21 protein-coding genes and 4 tRNA genes are annotated in these 22,514 nt (G+C 67.0%); 9 read left to right on the top strand and 16 right to left on the bottom strand.

The genetic code is table 11. The annotated features are described in order from the left end of the window. Genes ACWF9G_RS19705 through ACWF9G_RS19680 form a run of 6 tightly spaced genes read right to left on the bottom strand, consistent with a single transcriptional unit; the run spans position 1 to position 3,159 of the window. Positions 1–309, bottom strand: a complete 309-nt coding sequence (locus tag ACWF9G_RS19705) for a hypothetical protein (protein ID WP_452516921.1) — start codon at positions 307–309, stop codon at positions 1–3. Then, positions 306–1,607: an FtsK/SpoIIIE domain-containing protein gene (locus ACWF9G_RS19700; protein ID WP_452516919.1), complete on the bottom strand. Its 1,302-nt coding sequence runs from the start codon at positions 1,605–1,607 to the stop codon at positions 306–308. The genes ACWF9G_RS19705 and ACWF9G_RS19700 overlap by 4 nt, the downstream gene beginning before the upstream one ends. Further along, positions 1,607–1,831: a hypothetical protein gene (locus ACWF9G_RS19695; RefSeq protein WP_452516917.1), complete on the bottom strand. Its 225-nt coding sequence runs from the start codon at positions 1,829–1,831 to the stop codon at positions 1,607–1,609. Before ACWF9G_RS19695 ends, ACWF9G_RS19700 begins: the two co-directional genes overlap by 1 nt. A 1-nt stretch (position 1,832) precedes the next feature. Beyond that, positions 1,833–2,438 carry a DUF2637 domain-containing protein gene (locus tag ACWF9G_RS19690; protein ID WP_452516915.1) on the bottom strand — a complete coding sequence of 202 codons (606 nt, stop codon included), beginning with the start codon at positions 2,436–2,438 and terminating at the stop codon, positions 1,833–1,835. A gap of 2 nt (positions 2,439–2,440) precedes the next feature. Further along, on the bottom strand, positions 2,441–2,716 hold the full coding sequence (locus ACWF9G_RS19685) for a hypothetical protein (RefSeq protein WP_452516914.1): 276 nt from the start codon (positions 2,714–2,716) through the stop codon (positions 2,441–2,443). Next, the gene (locus ACWF9G_RS19680; RefSeq protein WP_452516912.1) at positions 2,713–3,159 is read right to left on the bottom strand and encodes a hypothetical protein; all 447 of its coding nucleotides are present in this window, start codon (positions 3,157–3,159) and stop codon (positions 2,713–2,715) included. The genes ACWF9G_RS19685 and ACWF9G_RS19680 overlap by 4 nt, the downstream gene beginning before the upstream one ends. 165 nt (positions 3,160–3,324) lie before the next feature. Here ACWF9G_RS19680 and ACWF9G_RS19675 point away from each other — a divergent pair, with 165 nt between their 5' ends. The 3 genes from ACWF9G_RS19675 (at position 3,325) to ACWF9G_RS19665 (ending at position 5,643) form a co-directional block, all read left to right on the top strand. After that, entirely contained in the window at positions 3,325–4,170 is an 846-nt protein-coding gene (locus ACWF9G_RS19675) for a GntR family transcriptional regulator (RefSeq protein ID WP_452516910.1), read from the top strand. Next, entirely contained in the window at positions 4,167–4,850 is a 684-nt protein-coding gene (locus tag ACWF9G_RS19670) for an HAD family hydrolase (RefSeq protein ID WP_452516908.1), read from the top strand. The genes ACWF9G_RS19675 and ACWF9G_RS19670 overlap by 4 nt, the downstream gene beginning before the upstream one ends. 631 nt (positions 4,851–5,481) lie before the next feature. Further along, positions 5,482–5,643 carry a hypothetical protein gene (locus ACWF9G_RS19665; RefSeq protein WP_452516907.1) on the top strand — a complete coding sequence of 54 codons (162 nt, stop codon included), beginning with the start codon at positions 5,482–5,484 and terminating at the stop codon, positions 5,641–5,643. 477 nt (positions 5,644–6,120) lie between these two features. Here ACWF9G_RS19665 and ACWF9G_RS19660 read toward each other — a convergent pair. From ACWF9G_RS19660 to ACWF9G_RS19645, 4 genes are all read right to left on the bottom strand, one after another. Continuing rightward, positions 6,121–6,197 (bottom strand) — tRNA-Phe (locus tag ACWF9G_RS19660). Between the two features lie 58 nt (positions 6,198–6,255). Continuing rightward, positions 6,256–6,329: transfer RNA gene (locus tag ACWF9G_RS19655), tRNA-Asp, on the bottom strand. 30 nt (positions 6,330–6,359) lie between these two features. Then, positions 6,360–6,432 (bottom strand) — tRNA-Glu (locus ACWF9G_RS19650). 92 nt (positions 6,433–6,524) lie between these two features. Further along, entirely contained in the window at positions 6,525–7,196 is a 672-nt protein-coding gene (locus ACWF9G_RS19645; RefSeq protein WP_379307542.1) for a TetR family transcriptional regulator, read from the bottom strand. Positions 7,197–7,992: 796 nt separating this feature from the next. On the opposite strand from ACWF9G_RS19645, the gene ACWF9G_RS19640 reads away from it, so the two are divergent. Continuing rightward, positions 7,993–8,068, top strand: a tRNA-Lys gene (locus ACWF9G_RS19640). 186 nt (positions 8,069–8,254) lie between these two features. On the opposite strand, the gene ACWF9G_RS19635 is transcribed toward ACWF9G_RS19640, so the two are convergent. Further along, positions 8,255–11,281 (bottom strand): toll/interleukin-1 receptor domain-containing protein, encoded by a 3,027-nt coding sequence (locus ACWF9G_RS19635; protein ID WP_452516905.1) that lies wholly within the window; start codon positions 11,279–11,281, stop codon positions 8,255–8,257. Positions 11,282–11,508: 227 nt separating this feature from the next. On the opposite strand from ACWF9G_RS19635, the gene ACWF9G_RS19630 reads away from it, so the two are divergent. Together ACWF9G_RS19630 and ACWF9G_RS19625 are read left to right on the top strand one after the other, a co-directional pair. Further along, on the top strand, positions 11,509–12,102 hold the full coding sequence (locus tag ACWF9G_RS19630; RefSeq protein WP_452516904.1) for a DUF937 domain-containing protein: 594 nt from the start codon (positions 11,509–11,511) through the stop codon (positions 12,100–12,102). Positions 12,103–12,331: 229 nt separating this feature from the next. Next, positions 12,332–13,288 (top strand): acyl-ACP desaturase, encoded by a 957-nt coding sequence (locus ACWF9G_RS19625; protein WP_452516903.1) that lies wholly within the window; start codon positions 12,332–12,334, stop codon positions 13,286–13,288. Positions 13,289–13,350: 62 nt separating this feature from the next. Here ACWF9G_RS19625 and ACWF9G_RS19620 read toward each other — a convergent pair whose 3' ends face one another. After that, positions 13,351–13,935, bottom strand: coding sequence for a hypothetical protein (locus ACWF9G_RS19620; RefSeq protein WP_452516902.1), 585 nt, complete (start codon positions 13,933–13,935; stop codon positions 13,351–13,353). Positions 13,936–14,225: 290 nt separating this feature from the next. Here ACWF9G_RS19620 and dusB point away from each other — a divergent pair, with 290 nt between their 5' ends. From dusB to phoU, 3 genes are all read left to right on the top strand, one after another. After that, positions 14,226–15,389, top strand: a complete 1,164-nt coding sequence (gene dusB / locus ACWF9G_RS19615; RefSeq protein WP_452516900.1) for a tRNA dihydrouridine synthase DusB — start codon at positions 14,226–14,228, stop codon at positions 15,387–15,389. 183 nt (positions 15,390–15,572) lie between these two features. Beyond that, complete coding sequence (locus ACWF9G_RS19610; RefSeq protein WP_452516898.1) at positions 15,573–17,642, top strand: LCP family glycopolymer transferase; 2,070 nt, start codon at positions 15,573–15,575, stop codon at positions 17,640–17,642. 94 nt (positions 17,643–17,736) lie between these two features. Continuing rightward, on the top strand, positions 17,737–18,399 hold the full coding sequence (gene phoU, locus ACWF9G_RS19605) for a phosphate signaling complex protein PhoU (RefSeq protein WP_379310335.1): 663 nt from the start codon (positions 17,737–17,739) through the stop codon (positions 18,397–18,399). 60 nt (positions 18,400–18,459) lie between these two features. Here phoU and pstB read toward each other — a convergent pair whose 3' ends face one another. The 4 genes from pstB to pstS all read right to left on the bottom strand — a co-directional run bounded on the left by pstB (position 18,460) and on the right by pstS (position 22,336). Beyond that, a complete protein-coding gene (gene pstB, locus ACWF9G_RS19600) occupies positions 18,460–19,236 on the bottom strand; it encodes a phosphate ABC transporter ATP-binding protein PstB (RefSeq protein WP_379038492.1) in 777 nt (258 codons plus the stop codon). A gap of 19 nt (positions 19,237–19,255) precedes the next feature. Then, the gene (pstA, locus tag ACWF9G_RS19595) at positions 19,256–20,161 is read right to left on the bottom strand and encodes a phosphate ABC transporter permease PstA (protein WP_379310334.1); all 906 of its coding nucleotides are present in this window, start codon (positions 20,159–20,161) and stop codon (positions 19,256–19,258) included. Next, complete coding sequence (gene pstC, locus ACWF9G_RS19590) at positions 20,161–21,132, bottom strand: phosphate ABC transporter permease subunit PstC (protein ID WP_379038490.1); 972 nt, start codon at positions 21,130–21,132, stop codon at positions 20,161–20,163. Before pstC ends, pstA begins: the two co-directional genes overlap by 1 nt. 91 nt (positions 21,133–21,223) lie before the next feature. Further along, positions 21,224–22,336 carry a phosphate ABC transporter substrate-binding protein PstS gene (gene pstS / locus ACWF9G_RS19585; protein WP_452516896.1) on the bottom strand — a complete coding sequence of 371 codons (1,113 nt, stop codon included), beginning with the start codon at positions 22,334–22,336 and terminating at the stop codon, positions 21,224–21,226. Positions 22,337–22,514: the final 178 nt, after the last annotated feature.

Raw genomic sequence — 22,514 nt, 5'->3', positions numbered from 1 at the left:
TCATTTCTCCTGTTCGGGTTCGAGCAGCCCGCAGCGCGAGCACTCGGTGACAATCGGAAGGGGCGAGGGGTAGACGGTGAGGATGAAGTCGTGGCCGTCGGCGCGGCACTCGTCCGAGACCAGGCAGCTGTCACAGCGGATGGTGTCGCCGTCGTAGGCCCACCCGGTCGAGGAGTCATAGGACAAGAACTCCGCGGCCTGGTTGGTCGTGTCGAAGCAGATCGACTCACCGTCACCATCGACGTAGATGTCGCCGCAGTAGTCGCAGTAGACGACCACATGCGTTTCGGTCTGGAATCCGCGTTTCATGCCGCACGCCCCTGCTGCTCGTCGTCCTCACCGGGGATGTAATCCGGGTCGAAATCGGAGTAATCACCCTGCGGAGTGGTGTCGGGGCGGGCCGGGGCGTAGGCGTCGACGATCGCGTCAGCGGCGTCGTTGTCGATCCAGAACGCACGCACCCGCACGAACTCGCTGGTGCCGTCCTCACCGACGTAGCCGACACCCGGAGTGGTGTCCGGGATGTCGTGGCACAACGCACCGCGATCCTTGGAGCCCTGCCCGTGCACCATGGCGGTCTGGGTCGGTTCGTCCAGGCGCAGCCCGATCCGGACCGGGAACAGCTGCCGGTTCGGCATGGTCTCCTTGGACGGGTCCTGCAAGGCAGCGATGACCGATACGCCAACCGCGCGGCCCTTCGACAGGAGCTGGCCGGTGAGCTGACGGAATTTCTCTTGCTGCTCCCGGGTCGCGTACGACGACAGCGAGGCAGCCTCGTCGATGACGATCAGGATCAACGGTTCGTCGGTGGTGGGAACGTGCTTGCGAACCCCGGCAGCGCGTAGGCGAGAAGACCGCTCGTCCATCACGTGCACGGCCTCTTCGAGCATCGCCAGGATGCCCGCGGCGTCCCAGTGGAAGCGGACCCACAACCGTTCACCGGCACCGAATTCCATGCCGCCCTTGGGATCTGCCATCCACACGTCGACGAACCCGGCTTTGATCGCGGGCCCGATGCCGTTGATCACCGACCACAGCACCGAGCCCTTACCCGAGCCGGTCGCACCGGCGAGCAGGATGTGGGCGTAGAGGACCCGCAGCAGCCACGCCCGACCGTCCTCACGAACACCGACATGCACCGCCTCGAGGTCGACGCCGGTCGACTCCACACCAGTCGCGGTGACCGGTTCGGCGAGGGTGTCGAAGGTCCGCAGCTCGATCCGCACGAACCCCGGACCAGCCTGGGAGACAAGCACATTCGGGACACCGATGTACTGGGCGAGCGCGTCGCGGGTTTCCTCGTTGGTCCAGTCGGACAGTTTCTGGCCACCGACCACCTGCACGTCGAACACCGCGCCCGAAGCGACCAGGTCGACACCGCCGATGATGGTGGGCCAGTTGCCCTCCGACCCCAGACCCAGCGCGGCCCACATCATGGAGAGCTGACGGTGGTCGGTCAGGATCAGTGCAGCGGTCCGCAATTCGGCCGGCACATCCGCGAGCGGATCCGGTTCGACGGCCCTGGGCACGACGCCGTCGAGGTGGCGCCACCACAGCATGATCCCGGCAGCCATCACGGTCGACAGCGCGACAACGGTGCTACCCATCACGCCACCACCCGCAGGGTCGCAGCGTAGGAATTCAAGGCTCCGGTGAGCATGTCGATCAGTTCGGCCGCGTGCGCCGGGCTCAGATACAGGGCACCACCGTCGGTGGACACTGCCACCATGTCGAGGATGCCGAGGTAGCGCGCTTGCAGGTTGCCGCCCAACGCCAGGACATGCGGCGTCGGGTTGCGGTAGATCGTGAAGAACGGGTCACAGTCAGACATGTCAGTTGCCCCCTGTAGGGATCGGGACCGCGACAGGCAGCAACGGAGACACCGGGCGCGGAGAGTGAATGGTGTGCACCGGCGCGACAGCCGGAGCAGGAGCCGAGACCACGGGCACCACATCGGGCACAGGGTCGACAGCGGAATCGGGTTCAGTCACCACCGCCGCGGCAGCGGTGGGAACTTCGGTCGGCGGAGCGGGTTTGCGCGTCCGCAGCAGCACGGCCAGGCCGTGGGTATCGAGAAGCAGTGCAGCCGGGGCGATCACCGCCAGAATCGCGGCCATGATCCCGTGACCCGAGACCAGTGCGTGAGCGATGTTGCCGCCGATCGAGACCGTCGCCCCAGCGATCAGCACCCGGGTGAAGAAGGTCCGTTCGTCGCTGTCCGCGAGAGCCAGGACGGCGATGGTGGCTTGGATGATGGTGCCGTCCACGATTACCGGGAACAGCCAGGCGAGATGGTTGGGAGTGTGGGCCATGACCGCGAGGTCACGCAGCGCCGCGAACGACAGAACGAACGCGGCGGCACCGATGGCCAGGACGATGAGGACGGCGGACCAGCGTGCCCACCGAATGCTCTTGGGCTGCTGATCCGCCGTACTCACGGTCACGCCGCCTGAGACTCGGCCACAGCCGCAGCGTGTTCCTTGGCTGCGTGCTCTGCGGCATCGTGCGCCATGATCAGCCGGGGAAGCTCCTCGGCCAACGTCCGCGCATGCTCGATCGTCAAGCCTGCATACACATGCCCGGTCTTGCCCTTCAGCTCTACGTAGATCCTGGCCGGGAGTTCACCGACGTCACTGGGTCGAGCTGGTGTGTAGGACACCTTGACTTCCGACGCGGGGCCAGACTGCACGCTCATGTAAGACGACATGGCGATCACGCGGCCTTCTGCACGGCAGGCTGGTTGACCTTCGCGCCGGAGTTGTCGCCCTTGATCCCAGTCGCACGGATGTAGAAGCCGATCGACTTGAACTCACCGTTACCGATCACACGCGGCTTGAGCATCAGCCCCTCCAGCGCGATTGGACGGAAGCCGGGCATCGCCTCGGCCGACGCAGGAACCGGCATGACATCGGAGACGAAGGTGATGTCCAGGCCGGTGTTCCTCGCGCCCTTACCCGCACCGGCCGGGTCCATGACCGTGGCCTTCCACAGCCGCTTCCGAGAGCCGTTGCCCTCGCGGTCGACGTCGATCTTCTGCCGCTTGGGCGCGTTGCGGTCGTTGCTGAACTCCTGGTCCGGCTCGATCTCGCCCACCAGGATCAGGCCCTGAGGGAAGACCGCGTCGAAGTCGGTGGGAATCCACATGTCCTTGAGTGCCATTGGAATCAACTCCTGAATTCAGAGGGATAGACAGAACGTCAGCGGCGGCCAGTTCAGCCCCTGGTTTACCCCTAGGTTCCCTAGGTAGCTTCAAGGTTAGCCTACCTCCCTAGGGAGGTCAATAGCTACATGACTTACCTAGGGAACAGCCCCTATGCTGGGCGAATGGAGACAATCGACCCCGACGACCCCCGTCCGGCGTCCCAGCAGATCGCCAACATCCTGCGAGCGGCGATCCTCACCCGGAAGTTCGCGCCCGGCGAGCGGCTGCCGTCCGGCCCGCAGTTGGTCGAGCGATTCGGGGTAGCCAAAGCCACCGCCGAGTCGGCAATCCGAGCGCTACGGGAAGAGGGGCTCGTGGTCAGCAGGCCCGGGAGCGGTACCTATGTTCGTGAACGGACAGAACGCCCCGTCGGCCTTCGCCCTCACATCGAACAGGCCTTCGAGGCATCTACCGTCACAGTCGACTTCGCCGGGTTCTCCGGTGAGACGCTGCACGGTGCGATCGCTGAACCTCTCGACCGAATCCGTGAGGGACGCCTCCGGCCCGAGAGCCTTACCGTCCGGCTCTTGCTGCCCGATCCCGCGCAACCGTGGTCGCTCCCCGCACGCGTCGACGACCTCACCGATAGCCCGGCGTTCCGCAAGCGCGCGACCAAGATCATGGAGCGGCACGGCAGCGCCATCGTGGAATCCGTCGAAGAGCTCGGGCGGCTTGGCTTGGTCAGCAACGCGTCCGCGCAGATCAGGACCTACCCGGCGGTCCCGCTGTTCAAGCTCTACATCCTCAACGGCGAGCAGGCATTCTCCGGCTACTACCCCGTGGTTGAGCACACCATCCCACTCGACGGAGAGAACGTCGCGATGTGGGACCTCATGGGCAAGGACGCGACGCTGTTCCATCACGCTCGCGATCTCGACCCCGATTCAACCGGCAGCCAGTTCGTAGCGCAGTCTCTGATGTGGTTCGACAGCATCTGGAACTCTGTCGCACGGGACTACCACCCGTGACCGCCCTTCACCGCCTCATCGTCGACCGGCCATGCCTCCTGCTCGACTTCGACGGCCCGGTGTGTTCTGTCTTCGCCGGACTCTCCAGCCGCCGAGTCGCTGTACAGCTCGGAGCCGCAATGGGTATCGGTCTACCGCCGCATCTCGGAGCGACCTCAGATCCATTCGAACTGCTCGACTACGCGGCGAAAATCTCGCCAGATATCGCGATCGCAACCGAACAGGAGCTCACACGCCTCGAGGTCGAAGCCGTCGCGGTTGCCACCCCAACGCCCTACACCCACGACTTGATTCGAGTGGCTGCCAACAAGAGCGGCGGATCTGTTGCGATTGTCAGCAACAACTCCGTCGCTGCCATCGACGCATACCTTCGCATTCACGAGCTCCGGGCGTACGTCGCGGGCATCTACGCCCGTACGTCAGCTGATACACGGCTCAAGCCGAGCCCCGACCTACTCGAAGCCGCCCTTGCAAGTCTGCGAGTGGATACCGGAACCGCGACCTTCACCGGCGACTCGGTCACAGACCTACAGGCCGCCCAGGCAGCAGCGCTTCCGGCGATCGCGTACGCGAACAAGCCCGGCAAGGTTGAGCGGTTCGCTCCCTACGCTCCCGCCGCGACGATCACAAGCATGTTCGCTCTACTCGACGCTGTTCGCGGAGAATCGATCTCGCAGTAGCCTGCACCTCGCCAACCACTTCACGGAGTGGTTGCTGAATTCGGCTATATAGAGTCAAGGGGGCGGCTGGCGCCGCCCCAGCGGAGCCGCCGCGCGGCACCGCGCAGCACGGCAGGCCTCCGCTAGCGCTCCGGCCCGCCGTGGCCCGTTGGGCGCGTCGGCTCCGCTTTGGCGACGTGGCAGCACGCCCCGTTCCTCGATCTGGCCACCTCTGCATTCAACCGCGCAGTGCTGGGCACGACGTGAGCCGTCCCCGACTGACTCTCCCGCAGCACCCAGCGAATCGGCCGGCATCGTGCCAGTCGACCGGCCGTGGTTGCGCACGCCCAGCAGATAGCAGCGATGGTCACCAGGGGTTCCTCTCCGCCTGGTGCGGCCCGACTCTGTGTCGACGGAATCTGCCGATGGCGTACCAGACCACACCCACCCCGGCAAAGACCAAGACGTGTCACCACCCGAGGTGATCACCCGCGGCGACGTCATTTCGGGCAGTTCATCTCACCTCGAGCTCTCAGCCGGGTGACCACCTCGGGTGGTGAGCCTTTGCCGGGGCGGGTGCGGCCTGGTCCGGGCGAGCCCAGATCCCACCGACACAGAGCAAGACCACCCCAACCGGAGAGGAACCCCGACCATGGCCATCACCGCCCCCGTCACCTGCTGGGCCTGCACCACCGCACCCTCCACCACCGTCTTCCCCGAGTACGACCTCGGCCCCTGGGCACCGCTCTTCGCCTGCCAGCCCTGCCTCGACGACTACCGCATCGGGGAGGAGCTCATGCGCGAGTACCACTGACCAGCTGGGGGCTTCGGCCCCTTCCGGGCCGCCGACAACGAGGTCGGTAGCGGGTCGCCAACGGCGTCGACCCCAGGCCAGTAACACCCAGCCCGGCGAGTTGCCGAACGAATCCGCGGTGAGGTCGGTGGTATCGCGACTGGTGGCCGCGCGGGCTTGGCTGGGGTCGGCCTGCATTGTGATCCCGCGCCCCTCACACCTCAAGGGCGCTACGCGTCAGCAAGCTGATGGCATTCGCCACCCTTGACCTGCGAGCCTCTGCGCGTGAAAGGCAGGCCTTATCGGGCAGGCGGGGAGCCAGCCCACCTCATGCGCAACCCGACCCCAGCCATGCCCGAAGAACGAGAACCGGCGTGCCCCCAACGTGCCCCAAGGCCCGGATTTCAGCGGTAAACAGCGGTCAAAACTCGACCGGTACCCACGAGGGGGTATGAACGCAAAAAATCCCCTCTACCAGGTGTTTTGGTGAGGGGATTTTGGTGGCCAGGGCCGGGATCGAACCGGCGACCTTCCGCTTTTCAGGCGGACGCTCGTACCAACTGAGCTACCTGGCCGCAGGCACCCGTACTGAATGCCATACGCGAAGCGCCGGATCACTCCGGCGCTTACTTGCGACCCTGACGGGACTCGAACCCGCGACCTCCGCCGTGACAGGGCGGCGCGCTAACCAACTGCGCCACAGGGCCTTGCTGTACTGCTACACAGTCCGGAGACTGTACCCCCTACGGGATTCGAACCCGCGCTACCGCCTTGAAAGGGCGGCGTCCTAGGCCGCTAGACGAAGGGGGCTCGTCCCGGATCTCTCCGGACCGGCTTTCAACGTTTCCGTTGGGAGCTCGCATAGCTTATGACAGGTGTGCGCAGACTTCCAAATCGCCTGGTCAGGCGCCCAAACCGAGGTCATCGAGGCGTGCTTGTGCGCGCCACCCGTCGCTGCGGAAGCTCTGGATCCACACCGGGGTTGCCATCGCTTCGACAATAACCTCCAGCACCTCGGCGAACCGGGCACGCAGGTCCGCGGCCGAACCGCTGGCGATCGGATCGACCAGATAGCGCTGGCCGGCCAGGGCCGCTGCGAGGGTGCGGGTGAAGCGGTCGGGGTCGGCGTCGGCGCGCAGCTGGCCGTCGTCGATCGCGCGCACCGCGAGGACCCTGGTGGCGCGGCCGACGATCCGTCCGCCGCCGTTACCCGCGTCGCGATGGAAGTCGGGCTCGATCACGAGCCGGTACTCGGCCTGCACGATGGTGTCGTGCTCGAGCCGCAGCGCGATCTCGTCGACCATCCCGTGCAGCAGGTCGAGCGGGCCGAGGTCGGCGCGGCCCAGCCAGCGTTCCGCGCAGATGCGGTAGCGCTCGACCGCGGTCTCGAGCACCGCGCGCGCCAGATCTTCCTTGGAGTCGAAGTGGAAGTACATCGCGCCCTTGGTCGCGCGCGAACCTTCCAGAATGCGGTTGAGCGATGCCGCGGCATATCCGCTCTTCCCGAACTCGACGGCCGCGGACTTGATTATCGCCGCGCGTGTCCGGCGGGCCCGCTCTTGCTGCCGTGCCATGCTCGAAACGCCTCCGAACCTTCTCACCGCCATCGATCAATAACCGACCGTTGACGCGAATAGTGGTTTTAATACAAACTTTTGGTATGAAATCTCGCAGAAAAGCCGGTACCCCGCCGGCTGGTATAGTTCGCCCGCCCGGGTGCGCCGCAGGGGGTGCACACTCGGGCTCAACTACCTGTGAGAACCGCCTCCTCCTGCGGTAACGATTGCCCCTTTGCCGAAGATTCGCGCACCCTTCACGATTACCCCGGCACTTCGAACCCTCGATGAATTCCTCGACACCACAACCGGCACCGGCGCGCCGAACAACGCAGCACCGGTGATTGTTTCGAAATTCACCAGGCGATCACCGTACCCGCATTCGCGAGCCGACACGCGGCAAATGGAACACCCATCCGAACATCCGGTTCGGTTATCCAGATCAGCAAACGAGGCGCAACCGAAATGGTTTCGTCGGCTATGAATTCCGTAGGCGCACAGCCCGGTTGACCAGGCCCACGACCTTCGGGCGAACCCCCTGCTGTTCGCCCGGCGGTCGCGAGACCCGCGTCCACACCGGACCACCTGTTCGACCACGTATCCCCTGCTCATCGAAAACTGTTGCGTGACAACAGTATTCGATACCATGCCGAGACCTGAAGTGCGAACGGTGGTGGGTACCAGTTGTTTACCCGGGAATCGTCGGTTGCGGGCGCTTCGTTACCGGCGTCCACCAGGGTTGATCGGGCTCCGCGACGGAGCTGGGGGCCGGTATTCGGCCCGCCGACGGGGTGTCCGCTAGACTCCCCTCCGCGCCCCTTTAGCTCAGTTGGTAGAGCTGGTGACTTTTAATCACTAGGTCGTAGGTTCGAGTCCTACAGGGGGCACCACGATTTACCGGGCTGACCTGCGGTTATGACCGAGCTGGGTCATCAAGTAGGACTCGGGGCGCCAACAAAGCTGCCGACTACGCTCCCCGAAGCCGTCCCGGTCCTGATGATCCCACCCCTACGCCCCCTGATCCGCGGTTCCCCGAGACGGCGGATTGCTGTGATTCCCGCCACGCTCGAGCCGATTCAGCGGTCGTCGGGATGAGGCGGGAGGCCGGGGCAGCTGGGGCGGTACTCCAGGTCGGGGGAAACCCAGTCCGACCACTGTTGGCGGCTCATCTCGAAGGTCAGCTTGTCGCACAACTGCCCGGTCCACGCGCCGGGGCCGGGCCACGTCCACCGGCCGCCGTTTTTGCCGAAGCCCACATAGGTGGTTCGGATGACCGTGCTGTCCGCACTGATCCCGACGTCTTTGATCCAGCCTGGTGACCCATGCAACGGCTCGCCGACGGCGCGGCCGTCGGCGAGGTGCCAGAAGCGCAGGGTCTGGTCGCCGGAGCCGGAGACGATGTAGCGGCTGTCGGCGCTGATCGCCAAGCTGAGCACCATCCCGGTGTGTCCTTCCATCGCCGGACCGATCTGCTCGCCCGTCCGCGTATCCCACCGGCGCAGGGTGGTGTCCTCTCCGGTGACGAACCGGGAACCGTCGGGAACTATCGCCACCGACCAGATTCCCCGTGCGCGAATTTCCTTGATCATGGCGCCGGTGCGCAAGTTCCACAGTCGTACCGAATCGGGGCTGTGCGTGAGCAGGCGTGTTCCGGCGGCGTCGAATCGGATGCTGCTGAAGTCCGCGGTGTGCCCGGTCATCGGGTCGCCGATCGGTGTGGCGGTTTCGGTGTTCCACAGTCGCACGGTCTGGTCGCCGGCGACGGCGAGGTAGCGCCCGTCAGGGCTGAGCTCGATCCTGTCGGCCTCGGGCGATCCTTCTAACGGACCGCCGACGAGTGCCCCGGTTTCGATGTTCCACAGCTGCACGATGTTTCCGGCGGTGGCCGTGGCCAGGCGGGTGCCGTGAGCACCGATGTCCAACGCGCTCACCGGCTCGCCGAATCCGGTCAGGGGACGGCCGGCCTGCGTGCCCGCTTCGGTGTCGTAGAAGGTGACGGTCTTGTCCGGTCCGGCGATGGCAACGCGGCTGCCGTCCTCGCTTATCGCCGCACGGGCGTCGGAGCCGTCGGGGTAGTCGACCAAGGCGGTGCTGCGGCCGGTCTGCGAATCCATGAGCCACACCGTGGCAGTGTCGTTGTCCAGCTTCACGAGCCGCCGGCCGTCGCCCTCTGCTGCCAGCACCGGGCCGTAGCCGGCCCTGGGCGATCCGGGGTCCACCGGCAAGGGCACCCCGAGCGAACCGGACTGGCCAAGATCCCAGACTCGCAGCGTCCCGTCCCAGGCGGTGGAGGCGAGGCGGTGGCCGTCGGGGCTGAACGCGACGCCATTCACAAACCCTGTGTGGCCTGCCAGCGGCGTCCCTTCCGCCATGCCGGTCACGGCGTTCCACAGCCGGATCGAATTGTCGGTTGCCCCGGAGGCCAACCTGGTGCTGTCTGGACTGAAAGCGACCGCATTGACGCCCCCCTCGTGCCCGACGAGCGGTGTGCCGAGGGGTTGGCGCGTGTCGGCGTCCCAAAGCAGCAGCGCCGCTCCGAGTTCGGGTTCCGCCTCTGCCGCCTTGACCGAACCGGCGCTGCCGGACGCGATGCGCCGCCCGTCGGGGCTCCACGCGACGGTATTCACGGGCAAGCTGTGCCGTCGCAGAGTCTCGGGTGGGTTCGTGGGGTTTTCGACGTTCCAGATTCGCACGGTGGTGTCCTCGCCACCGGAGACGATGTACCGCCCGTCGGGGCTGAACGCCACCGAGTGCACCGCACCGTCGTGGCCGGTGAATACCTCCCCGCGACCGCTGGCGACATCCCACCACCGGATCGTGCCGTCCTGGCCGCCGGTCGCCACCGACCGGCCGTCCGGCGCGAAAGCGACGCTGTGGACGACACCCTGGTGGCCCGTGAGCGGCGGTGCGGCGGACCTGCCGGTCTCGGCGTCCCAGATCTGGACCGCACCGTCCGGGGTGGTGCCGGCGATGCGGCTACCGTCCGGCCCGAACGCCGCGCGCAGGGCGAGTGGCTGCGGCTCGAAGACCCGATAGATCGGGGTTCCGGTCGTAGCATCCCAGAGCCGCATCTCGAAGCCACCGGTGAGGATTCGGTCGCCTGCCGGGCTGAACGCGATGCTGAAGTCGGGCTTGGCCGTCCGGTAGACCTCGGTCATTGCGGCACGATCTCCGGTGAAGACCGGCGTACCGAACGGCTTACCTGTCTGCACGATCTTCTCCACCGCCGCTTCGGCATTCAGCGTGCGCAGCAGCGCACCCTCGTCGAAGTCGGGTGCGATCTGCGCGGCGGCGAGGGTCTGCTGGATGGCACGGACGTCATCGCGCGGCCGGGCACCGCCCAGCATCGCTTCGGCCTCGGACACCAACCGCAACGCGATCGCCTGATTGCGCTGCCGCACCGCCTCCCGCTGCCGGTCGACGGCGATGAAGGCCGCCGCGAGCGCGAGGACGGTGAGCAGCACCAGACCCGCGATCGCGGCACGGCGAACCCGGCGGAACCGGCGTTGCTCACGCAGGTCATCCCCCGCCAGTTCGTATTTCGGCTTTCCATGGATGGGAGCGGCCAGGTCGGTGAGCTTCTCCCGGAACAGCGGGGCGCGCGGGTCCCACGGCGCGTCCTCGGTGACGTCGACGTAGAGGGGTTCAGTGGGCAGCACGCCCGGTTGGGTCAGGACCGGCAGCGCCACGGTCGATCGCTGCGGATCGAAGCAGTGCGTGTGCCGATCCCATTTCAGCTGTCCGCCCGCGACGACGAACAACAACTGTTCCGGTCCTCGCGTGCGCAGCCAGTAGTCGATCTCACGGTCGACCCATTCCGAAACGGCCGAGTGCGGCGACAGCACGACGATGCAGTATCGGGCCTGATCCATCGCCTCGGTGACCTTGCCCCACAGATCGGGGCTCGCGGTCAGGTCGGTCGCGTCGCGGAACACCCGCAGCGCGTGCAGGTGACCCATCCGGCGGCCGATGCGGTGCAGGCCCTTCTGGATGCCTGCCGCGATCGCGCGGTCGGCGTGCGAGTACGACAGGAACGCGTCATAGGCGAAGATCGGCGCGGCGCCGAGCGGTGGACCCGCCGCGATCGTCATCGACTCACCCATCGTCTTCTCCCAGTGTGGGACGACCGTTCCCCTCGAACGGTCCTCCCCGGACGGGCTCCGATCACGAGTACCCGGCTACTCGGGTTCCCGCGGGCCGCGCGATCCATCGTCACGTGGCGACGCGCCGCACGCAGACGCCGCCGAAACCAGCGGTTCCGGCATCGCGGGCCCCTACCCTGAGCGTGACCCGGGCGCTACCGGGCACCCCCTCGACACAGGCGGAGCCGATGACTTCTTTCGATGATTTGCTCTCCCAGGTACCGATCGCCCAGATCGCCGACCAGCTCGGCGTCGACCAGGCGACCGCGACCAATGCCGTTCAGGCCGCGCTGCCGACGCTGCTCGGCGGCCTGCAGGCCAACGCGGCCGAGCCTCGAGGCGCGGCATCGCTGCTGGGCGCGCTCGACAACCACGGTGGCCTCGTCGAAGGTGACGGCGCGGTCGATCTGCAGCAGGTGGATGTGGCCGACGGCGAGAAGATCGTCGACAACGTCTTCGGTGACGAGAAGAACACCGTCATCAGCGCCCTCGGCGGGACCGGCGGGACCGGCGGCAACGACCTGATCGGCAAGCTGCTGCCGATCCTGGCGCCGATCGTGCTCGCCTACGTCGCCAAGCAGCTCACCGGCGGTGGCGGTGCGGCCGCGCAGGCGCCCCAGCCGCAGGCCTCGGGCGGCGGTCTCGGCGACCTGCTCGGCGGGCTCATCGGCGGCAGCACCAACAGCGGCAGGCTCGGCGGTGTGATCGGCGAGGCACTGTCGAAGAACGCGGGCGGCGGGCTCGGCGGCATTCTCGGCGGTCTGCTCGGCGGCAAGCTCTGAGAGTTTTCCCACCGGGGGCTAACGTCGCGCGGCCCGTAGCGATAGACCCTACGCTGCGGGCCGAGCACCTAGACTCGTCAGCACGACGAGACGGCGTCGGCCGAGGTTGTGGCGTTGCTCAACTTCGACGGAAATCCGCTCAGTTGCGTTTCGCATCACACCTACGGTGCCGTAAGGTATGGCCGAATCGCGACGTTCGACCGTAAGCACGACAGCGAAGGGTTTTTACATGGCAAGGGATCTGACTCAACTCGAACTGCTCACAGAGTTGGAGCCGGTTGCCGAAGAAAACGTCAATCGGCACCTGTCGCTCGCCAAGGAATGGCACCCGCACGATTACGTCCCGTGGGATGAGGGCCGCAACTTTGCCGCCATGGGCGGCATCGACTGGGATCCTGAGCAGTCCAAGCTCAATGAGGTCGCCAAGGCGGCCATGATCACCAACCTGCTCACCGAGGACAACCTGCCGTCCTACCACCGTGAGATCGCCGAGAACTTCTCCCAGGACGGCGCCTGGGGCACCTGGGTCGGTCGCTGGACCGCCGAGGAGAACCGCCACGGCATCGTGATGCGTGACTACCTGGTGGTCACCCGCGGCGTCGATCCGGTGGCACTCGAGAACGCCCGCATGATCCACATGACCAACGGTTTCGCCTCGCCCACCGAGGTGGACGCCGGCTTCCTGCACTCGGTCGCCTACGTGACCTTCCAGGAGCTGGCCACGCGCGTGAGTCACCGCAACACCGGCAAGGTGTGCGACGACCCGATCGCCGACCGCATGCTGCAGCGCGTCGCCGCCGACGAGAACCTGCACATGATCTTCTACCGCAACCTCTGCAGCGCGGCGCTCGACCTGTCGCCCGACCAGGCGATCGAGGCCATCTCGCTCATCGTCGAGAACTTCCAGATGCCCGGCGCCGGCATGCCGAACTTCCGCCGCAACGGCGTCCTGATGGCCAAGCACGGCATCTACGACCTGCGTCAGCACCTCGAAGAGGTCGTCCAGCCGGTGCTCAAGAAGTGGGACATCTTCGAGCGCACCGACTTCACCGCCCGCGGTGAGGCCACCCGTGAGCGCCTGGCCGGGTTCCTCGACAAGCTGGGCCAGGACGTGCTCAAGTTCGAGGAGCAGCGCGACAAGATGCTCGCCCGCGAAGCCAAGAAGCTCGAACTGGCCCGCGTCTAGCCCGCACAACGACCAACGCCCGCCCTCCGTGCTTCGGAGGGCGGGCGTTGTCGTCGGTGCGGCTACTTGGTCGGCAGGGTGCCGTCGGTGCTGCCGACGTCGGTGATCTTCCAGTCCTGACCCGCGTCGACGGTGATGTTGTAGGTGACCGTATTGCGCAGGCCGTCGGGGTTCTGGGCGTTGGTGGTGCTCACGTCGACGAAGGCGGCGACCTTGTAGACCTCGCCCTCGTGCGACATCACCTTGGCGGTGATCGGCGTCGCGGAGGAGGTCCACTTCAGCGGGATGATGATCTGCTCGAGCTTGGCGCCGGTGGCGTCGAACTTGGCCGACAGCTCCGGCGAGGTGCCCGCCTTCAGCTCGGCCACCCAGGCGTTGACGTCCTGGTAGTTCAGCGTCGCCGAGCCGACGGCGTAGTCCAGGGCGATCTGCTCGGCCTTGGCGTTGTCGGCGTCCTCGGCCTTCAGGTCGGAGAGATCGGAACGCGCCGAGCCGAGCAGCACGCCGAGCACGAGGGCGATGATCGCGAGGACGGCGATCACGGCGCCGCCGATCAGCGTCGAGACCCGCACCGCGACCGTGCCCTTGCCCGGCTGGGCAGGCGGGGTCTTGGTCAGGTCGGTGGCGTCGTCAGCGGGTTCGGCCATGGGTGGTTTCTCCGATTACGTGGGGACAGCGCACCGCCGGAGGCGACGATGCCAGCAGTGACAGGTTACTGAGCCGTAGCGGGGTCGGCGGCCAGCCGCGGCCGAATGCTGTCGCGTTGGTCACACCTGCCGGTCCGGCGAGCCGGTCACAATGCTGTTACCACGCGAAACAGGTACTGGGCGATATCGATCACATTCGGCGCGAATCGGTCGGCGCCGAGCGCTCACCGGCATGGCTGTGATAGGTCGCACCAGGGTGTTTTTCGGTCGCGACCTCGGGTGATGAGACAATGGCGAGCGTGACTACGACGATGCCCCAGGTGACAACGGCACTGCGGATCGGGCCCTACCCGGTCGATCCGCCGGTCGTGCTCGCCCCCATGGCGGGCATCACCAACCGCGCGTTCCGCACATTGTGCCGCGAGTTCGGCAGCTCGACGTCGATCTACGTGTGCGAGATGATCACCGCCCGCGCGGTGGTCGAGCGCAACGAGAAGACGCTGCACATGATGTCGTTCGACGCCGACGAGAACCCGCGCTCGATGCAGCTCTACGGCGTCGATCCGAAGACCCTCGGCGAGGCGGTGCGGATCATCGTCGGCGAGGGCATGGCCGATCACATCGACCTCAATCTGGGCTGCCCGGTCCGCAAGGTCACCCGGCTCGGCGGCGGCTCGGCGCTACCGTACAAGCGCAGGCTGTTCGCCAACATCGTGCGGGAGATGGTCAAGGCCGCCGAACCGGCGGGTGTCCCGGTGACCTTCAAGTTCCGCATCGGCATCGACGACGACCACCAGACTTACCTGGACACCGGTCGCATCGCCGAGGCCGAGGGCGCGGCCGCCGTGGCGCTGCACGCCCGCACCGCGGCCCAGCTGTACTCCGGCGCGGCCGACTGGTCGGCCATCGCCCGGCTCAAGGAAGCCGTCACCACCATCCCCGTGCTCGGCAACGGCGACATCTTCTCCGCCGACGACGCGCTGCGGATGATGGACGAGACCGGCTGCGACGGCGTCGTCGTCGGCCGCGGCTGCCTCGGCCGCCCGTGGCTGTTCGCCGAACTCAGCGCCGCGCTGCGCGGCGAGCCCATCCCCGAGGGCCCGGTGCTCGGGCGCGTCGGCGAGATCCTGCTGCGGCACGCGACCCTCCTCACCGAGCACGACGGTGAGGACAAGGCGATGCGCGACATCCGCACGCACATGGCCTGGTACCTGATGGGCTTCCCGGTCGGCTCGCAGCTGCGCCGCAGCTTCGCCACCGTCTCCCGGCTGACTCAGCTCGAGGACCTGATCGGTCAGCTCGACCCGTCCGCCCCCTTCCCCACCGACGCCCTCGGCCCGCGCGGCCGCCAGGGCTCGCCGCAGGCCAAGGTCGCCCTCCCCGACGGCTGGCTCGACGATCCCGAGGACGACACCGTTCCCTCGGCAGCCGATGTGATGCACAGCGGCGGCTGATTCCGGCCAGGTCAGACCGCCATTGTCATCGGTGCGCAACGAGTTCGCCTTCGATTCGTTTGCGCACAGGAGTGGCTACTCGTGGCGGAATCGTTATCATTGCGGACATCGTTCGGCTGCGGTACGAATCGGAGCCGTCGGTGACGCGCATGTTGCGGCAGATTGAAGAAGTGAGGTTCGTTGGTGGGTGACGATCGGCGCGGGCGTACGCCCCGGCCCGGAAGTCGCGCCCCCTGGGAGCGCTATCCGACGGCCGAACCCACCGAGCAGCCGGACACCGGCGCGCGACGGTCCAGGCACGCGGACACGGCGCAGGACCCCGGTGCGGCACCGCTGACGGTGCAGGACCTCGTCGACCGCGTCGACAGCGAACGCACCAGGCGCGGCAGGCGCCCCGCCCCCGACACCGACGCGGGTTCGCGTGCGGGCCGCCGGGCCCGCGACCAGGCGCCGCGTCCCACCCAGCGTCCCGACATCACCGCGCGCACCGACAGCTCGTCCGTAGTCGACGACATCGCCGGCACACCGCATCGCGCCGAATCCCCCGCCGACCGCACCGCGACCACCGCGCTGCCCGCCCAGGCGCCCGACCCGGGCCGTGGCGGACGCAAGCCCGCCGCCCCGCGCCGCGCCCACGATCCGATCGGCGACCCGGCCACCGACATCCTGCCCGCGATCACCGCCGAGCCGCCGCAGCGCGCGAGGCCGATCAAGGCCACGGCCGCCGCACCGCCACGGCATCCCTCGGCCGACGGCCGCCGCGGCAAGCAGGCGCGGATGGCGGGCCGGGTGGCGTGCACCTTCTTCGCGGTGCTCGCGCTGGTCGTCACCGGTGGCGGCTGGAGCTACCTGCAAGCCACCGACAACAGCTTCACCCAGGTCTCGGCGCTCGACGGCACCACCGAGGACGTGCTCGACGGCGACATGCAGCTCGGTGACGAGAACTACCTGATCGTCGGCACCGACACCAGGGCGGGCGTCAACGCCGACCTCGGCGCGGGCACCACCGACGACGCCGAAGGCGCGCGCGCCGACACGGTCATGCTGGTGCACATCCCGAAGAACCGTTCGCGCGTCGTCGTTGTCTCTTTTCCCCGCGACCTCGATGTCACCCGGCCGCAGTGCGCGGGCTGGGACAACGAGAAGGCCGCCTATACCGACCAGAAGTTTCCCCTGGCGATGGGCGACAAGCTCAATGCCGTCTACGCGCTCGGTGGCCCCCGCTGCCTGGTCGACGTGGTGCGAAAGATGTCGGGCCTGAGCATCGGCCACTTCATCGGCATCGACTTCGCCGGATTCCAGGCGATGGTCGACCGGGTCGACGGCGTCGAGGTCTGCTCCACCAAGCCGATCATCGACGGCGTGCTCGGCACGGTCCTGGAAACCTCGGGCAAGCAGCGCATAAACGGTGAGACCGCACTCAACTATGTGCGCGCCCGACACGTCATCGGTGAGGAGCGCAGCGACTACGACCGGATCCACCGGCAACAGCAGTTCCTGGCGGCCCTGCTCCGTGGGGCGTTGTCGAGCAAGGTGCTGCTCGACCCGGGCAAGTTGCAGGGTTTCGTCGAGGCGTTCGGGCAGCACACCTTCGTCGACGGCGTCGGCACCCAGGACCTGATCCTGCTCGGCCGATCGCTGCAGAAAGTCAATGCCGGTGCGGTGACGTTCATTACCGCACCGACCGCAGGGACCACGGCGTACGGCAACGAGATTCCGCGCGAGTCCGATATCAGGGCGATCTTCCGCGCGATCATCGACGACCAGCCGCTGCCCGGTGAGGAGACCGCCCCGCCGGTCACCAGCTCGGCCGAAGCACCGCCGACGCAGGCGCCCAAGGTGCATGCCGTCAGTCCGGGATCGGTGTCGATTCGGGTTTCCAACGGAACCGGCCGCACCGGCGTCGCGCAGCAGGCCGCCAACAAGCTCAGCACGATGGGATTCGGGATCTACAGCGTCGGCAACTACCCCGACGGCAGCGAGTCGACGGTGGTGCACTACTCGATGGGCAACGAAGCGGCGGCCGCGACTGTCGCCAGTTCGATCCCCGGCGCGGTCATCGAACGCGACGACAACCTGGACGGGATCGTCGAGGTCATCCTGGGTTCGAGCTTCGCGGGACAGGTCCGCACCCCCACTGCGGTCGGTACCGAGATCCCCAACGTGGGGACCGGCAAAGCGATCGCGGCGGCACCTGTCGCCCTCCCGTCCGACCTCGAACACATGAACGCCGCCGACACCAGCTGCGATTGATCGACCACCCGGGCTGAGCTGGCATGACACTGCCACGCGGCATTCACCCGGTGTTGGGTGACAGCGCCGGGGGTACCCACTAGGGTCTGCAATCATGCGTGTCATCTACAACGAGCAAATGGCGGATCTCGCCAACCTCCTGGGCGAGATGGCCGGTCTCGCTGGCCAGGCGATGGAACAGGCCACCCAGTCCCTGCTGCAAGCCGACCTCACCCTGGCCGAGCAGGTCATCGGGGAGCAGGATCGGATCTCGGTGATGATCTCCGAGGCCGAGGAGAAGGCCTTCGCCCTGCTCGCGCTGCAGGCCCCCGTCGCGGGCGACCTGCGCCAGGTGGTGAGCGCCATCCAGATCGTCGGTGACGTCAACCGGATGGGCGCGCTGGCACTGCACGTCGCCAAGGTGACCCGCCGCCGCCACCCCAACCACGCGCTGCCCGAGTCGGTCAACGGCTACTTCGCCGAGATGGGCCGCATCGCGGTCAACATGGGTGCGGGCGCCAAGGAGGTGCTCGAGACCCGCGATCCCGAGCGTGCCGCCCAGCTCAACCAGGACGACGAGGCGATGGACGACCTCCACCGCCACCTGTTCACCCTGCTGATGGACCGCGAGTGGAAGTACGGCGTCGCCTCGGCCGTCGACGTCACCCTGCTGGGCCGCTACTACGAGCGCTTCGCCGACCACGCCGTCGAGATCGGCCGCCGGGTGATCTTCCTCGTCACCGGCGTCCTCCCGGGCGACGACGAAGTCGAAAGCTAGGGAACACCAACGGAAAAGCCCCCGCACTCCTTCCAGGAGGCGGGGGCTTTCTCGTTGCTCTTAACCGAAGCGGCCGGAGATGTAGTCCTCCGTGGCGCGCTGGGTGGGGTTGGAGAAGATCTTCTCGGTGTCGTCGATCTCGATCAGCTTGCCGGGCTTGCCCTGGGCCTCGAGATTGAAGAAACCGGTCTGGTCACTCACGCGCGCGGCCTGCTGCATGTTGTGGGTGACGATGACGATGGTGAATTCCTTCTTCAGCTCGGTGATCAGGTCCTCGATCGCCAGGGTGGAGATCGGGTCCAGCGCCGAACAGGGCTCGTCCATCAGCAGCACGTCGGGCGAGACCGCGATCGCGCGGGCGATGCACAGACGCTGCTGCTGACCACCGGAGAGGCCGCCGCCCGGCTTGTCGAGCCGGTCCTTGACCTCGTTCCAGAGGTTGGCGCCCTTGAGCGAGCGCTCGGCGACCTCGTCGAGTTCCTTCTTGTTGCGCACGCCCTGCAGCTTCAGGCCGGCCACCACGTTGTCGCGAATGGACATGGTGGGGAACGGGTTCGGGCGCTGGAACACCATGCCGATGGTGCGGCGCACGCCCACCGGGTCGATCGCGGCGCCGTAGATGTCCTCGCCGTCGAGCAGCACCGCGCCCTCGACGCGGGCGTTCGGGGTCACCTCGTGCATCCGGTTCAGCGAACGCAGCACGGTGGACTTGCCACAACCGGAGGGACCGATGAAGGCGGTGACGCTGCGGGGCAGCACGGTCAGGTCCACGTCCGACACAGCGTGGAAGGCGCCGTAGTAGATATTGAGATCTTTGACGTCGATCCGCTTGGCCATCTGAGTTATCCGTTCGCTTCTATCGGTTCCGGGTGAGCAGCTTGTTGACGCCGGCAGCGGCCAGGTACAGCGCCGCGATGATCAGGATCAGCGTGAGCGCCGCACCCCAGACCCGCTCGCGACCGGCAGCCTCCGGGTTGGCCAGCTCTTGGTAGATCAACAACGGCAGCGAGGCCATGTTGCCGTCGAAGATGTTCTGGTTGATCGACTTGCTGTAGCCGACCAGCACGAGCACCGGCGCGGTCTCACCCATGACGCGGGCGAGGGCGAGCAGGATGCCCGAGATCATGCCGGGCGCCGCGGTGGGAATGACGATCCGCAGGATGGTCTTCCACTTCGGCACGCCGAGCGCGTAGGACGCCTCGCGCAGCTCATCGGGCACCAGCTTGAGCATTTCCTCGGTGCTGCGCACGACGACCGGGAGCATCAGCAGGACCAGCGCCAGCGAGACGGCGAAGGCGCTCTGCGGCATACCGAAGGTCGCGATCCACAGCGCGAAGATGAACAGCGCGGCGACGATCGATGGCACACCGGCGAGGATGTCGACCATGAAGGTGGTGACCCTGGCGAGCCTGCCGCGACCGTATTCGACCAGGTAGACCGCGGCCATGACACCGAGCGGCACGGCGATCACCGAGGCGACCGCGGACTGCACGATGGTGCCGTAGATCGCGTGGTAGACACCGCCGCCGGTCTGATCCGGCAGGATGCCCTTCTGCGAGTTGAACCACCAGTCGGCGGACACGATCGCGGTGATGCCCTTGGTGACGACCAGTCCGAGCACCCACACCAGCGGGATCAGCGCGATGACGAAGCACGCGGTGACCAGGCCGGTCGCGATGTTGTTCTTGATCCGCCTGCCGGTGCTGACGTGGCGGAAGGTAGGCGCTTTGACCGGCTTGTCGAGGGTCGTTGTGCTGGTCATCAGCCGTTCACCTTTCCACCGGAGGCCAGGCGGGCCAGCGCGTTGACGACGAAGGTCAGCGCGAACAGGACGAAGCCGGCGGCGATGTAGGCGCCGGTCGGCAGCGGTGCGCTGAACTCCGAGGCGGCGGAAGCGATCTTGGAGGCGAAGGTGTAGCCGCCGTCGAAGAGCGACCAGGATCCGGCCTGGCTCGCGGTGCGCAGCACCACCAGGACGGCGATCGTCTCACCGAGCGCGCGGCCGAGGCCGAGCATCGAACCCGCGATCACACCGCTGCGGCCGTAGGGCAGCACGGTCATCCGCACGACTTCCCACTTGGTGGCGCCGAGCGCCTGCGCGGCCTCGATGTGGGCGCGCGGGGTCAGCGCGAAGACCTCGCGGGCGACGGAGGTGATGATCGGCAGGATCATGACGGCGAGCACGACGCCAGCGGTGAAGATGGTGCCACCGCCGCCGATCGAGACGTTGCCGTCGGAGAAGAGGAAGAACCAGCCCAGCTTGTCGTTGAGGAACTGCTGGACCGGCGCGATCTGCGGCGCGAGCACAAGGAAGCCCCAGAGGCCGAACACGATGGACGGCACCGCGGCGAGCAGGTCGATCAGCATCGTGAACGGCCTGCCGAGCTTCGACGGCGCGTAGTGGGTCAGGAACAGGGCGATCCCGACACCGATCGGCACCGCGACGATGAGCGCGAACACCGAGCTCAGCACCGTGACCATGAACAGGTCACGAATGCCGAAGCGCAGGTTGTTCGCGTCACCGGTCGAGAATTCGGTGCTGGTGAAGAAGTTGACCTCGTCAGCCCGGAGCGAGGGGACCGCGCGGATCAGCAGGAACAACGCGATCAACGCGATGGCAGCGACGATGGTCGCGCCTGCCGCGGTGGCCGTCCAACGGAAGATCGTCTCGGCGTTCAGGCGGCCGGTACGACCCCCGTCAGGGGCCTTGTCGATTTTCGGTTCGGTCGGCATAGTCGCAGTATCTCCGGCCGCCCTCGGGCTCGTCGAATCCGACGAGCCCGCTGCGGTCACCTCAGGGTGCGTGGTCATGGTCTTCGAGCGATCAGGAGATGGCGTTGATCGCGGTGGTCAGCTTGGTCTTGAACGCGTCCGGCAGCGGCACGTAGCCCGCCTCGGCGAGACCGGTCTGGCCGTTGGTGACGGCCGAGGTCAGGAACGCCTTGACGGCCTTGCCGGTCTCGGCGTCGGCGTACTTGGAGCACACGATCTCGTAGGTCGCCATCATGATCGGGTACGAGCCGGCCGTGGTGGGCTTGTAGAACGAGCTGGTGTCGAGGACCAGGTCGTTGCCCTCGCCCTTGACCTTCACGCCGTCGATCGACTTACCGGCCGACTCGGCCGACAGCTTGACCGGGTCCTTGCTCGCGGAGGTGATGATCTGCGCGATCGACAGGTTCTGCGCCTTGGCGAAGGACCACTCGTTGTAGGTGATCGAGTTCTTGGTGCTCTTGATCGCGGCCGAGGTGCCCTCGTTGCCCTTGGCGCCTTCACCGACACCGCCGTTGAAGGTCTTGCCGCCACCCTTGCCCCACGCGCCGTCGGAGGCGGCGTCGAGGTAGAGCTGGAAGTTGTCGGTGGTGCCCGACTCGTCGGAGCGGAAGATCACGGCGATCTTCTCCGACGGCAGCTTGGCGTTGGGGTTGAGCGCCTTGATCTCCGGGGCGTCCCAGGTGGCGACGGAGCCGTTGAACACCTTGGCGGCGGTCGGGCCGTCGAGGACCAGGTCGGTCACGCCGTCGACGTTGTAGGTGATGGCGATCGGGCCGAAGACGGTCGGCAGGTTCCACGCCGGGGCGCCGCAACGCTCCTGCGCCTTGGCGGGCTCTTCCTTCTTCGAGCTCAGCGCCGAGTCGGAGCCACCGAAGTCGGTCTGGGCGCCGATGAACTCGTTCACACCCGCGCCGGAGCCGCTGGAGGTGTAGTTCAGGGTGAAGCCGTCGCAGTTGGTCTCGTAGGCGGCGACGAAACGCTCCATAGCGTTCTTCTGCGAGGAAGCACCGGACGCCTTCAGCGCCTTCTTGCCACCGCAGGCGACGCTGCTGTTGGCGGCGTTGCCGGTGTCGCCACCGGTGTTGTCATCGCTGCCACAGGCGGCCAGGGTCATGGCGCCCACGGCGAAAACACCGACCAGGGCACTGGTGCGCTTGAAGTTCACTTTTCCTCCGACATTGCTGACGACTCGCTCGGTCCCTCACCGGCCCGGGCGAGTTGGGAGGTGCGGATCGCGGGGGAACGCGCGCACCAGGCGACGACTGTGCCGCCCAGAAGTAACCTAGGGTCGCCCGGTTGACAGTGAGCCGGACGTGGGTTAACGGAGAATGAACACCCCGGCG

This window comes from Nocardia sp. NPDC055029, assembly GCF_053608525.1.
Note: the sequence above shows the minus strand (reverse complement) of the source record. Positions and strands in the feature narration are given on the sequence as shown.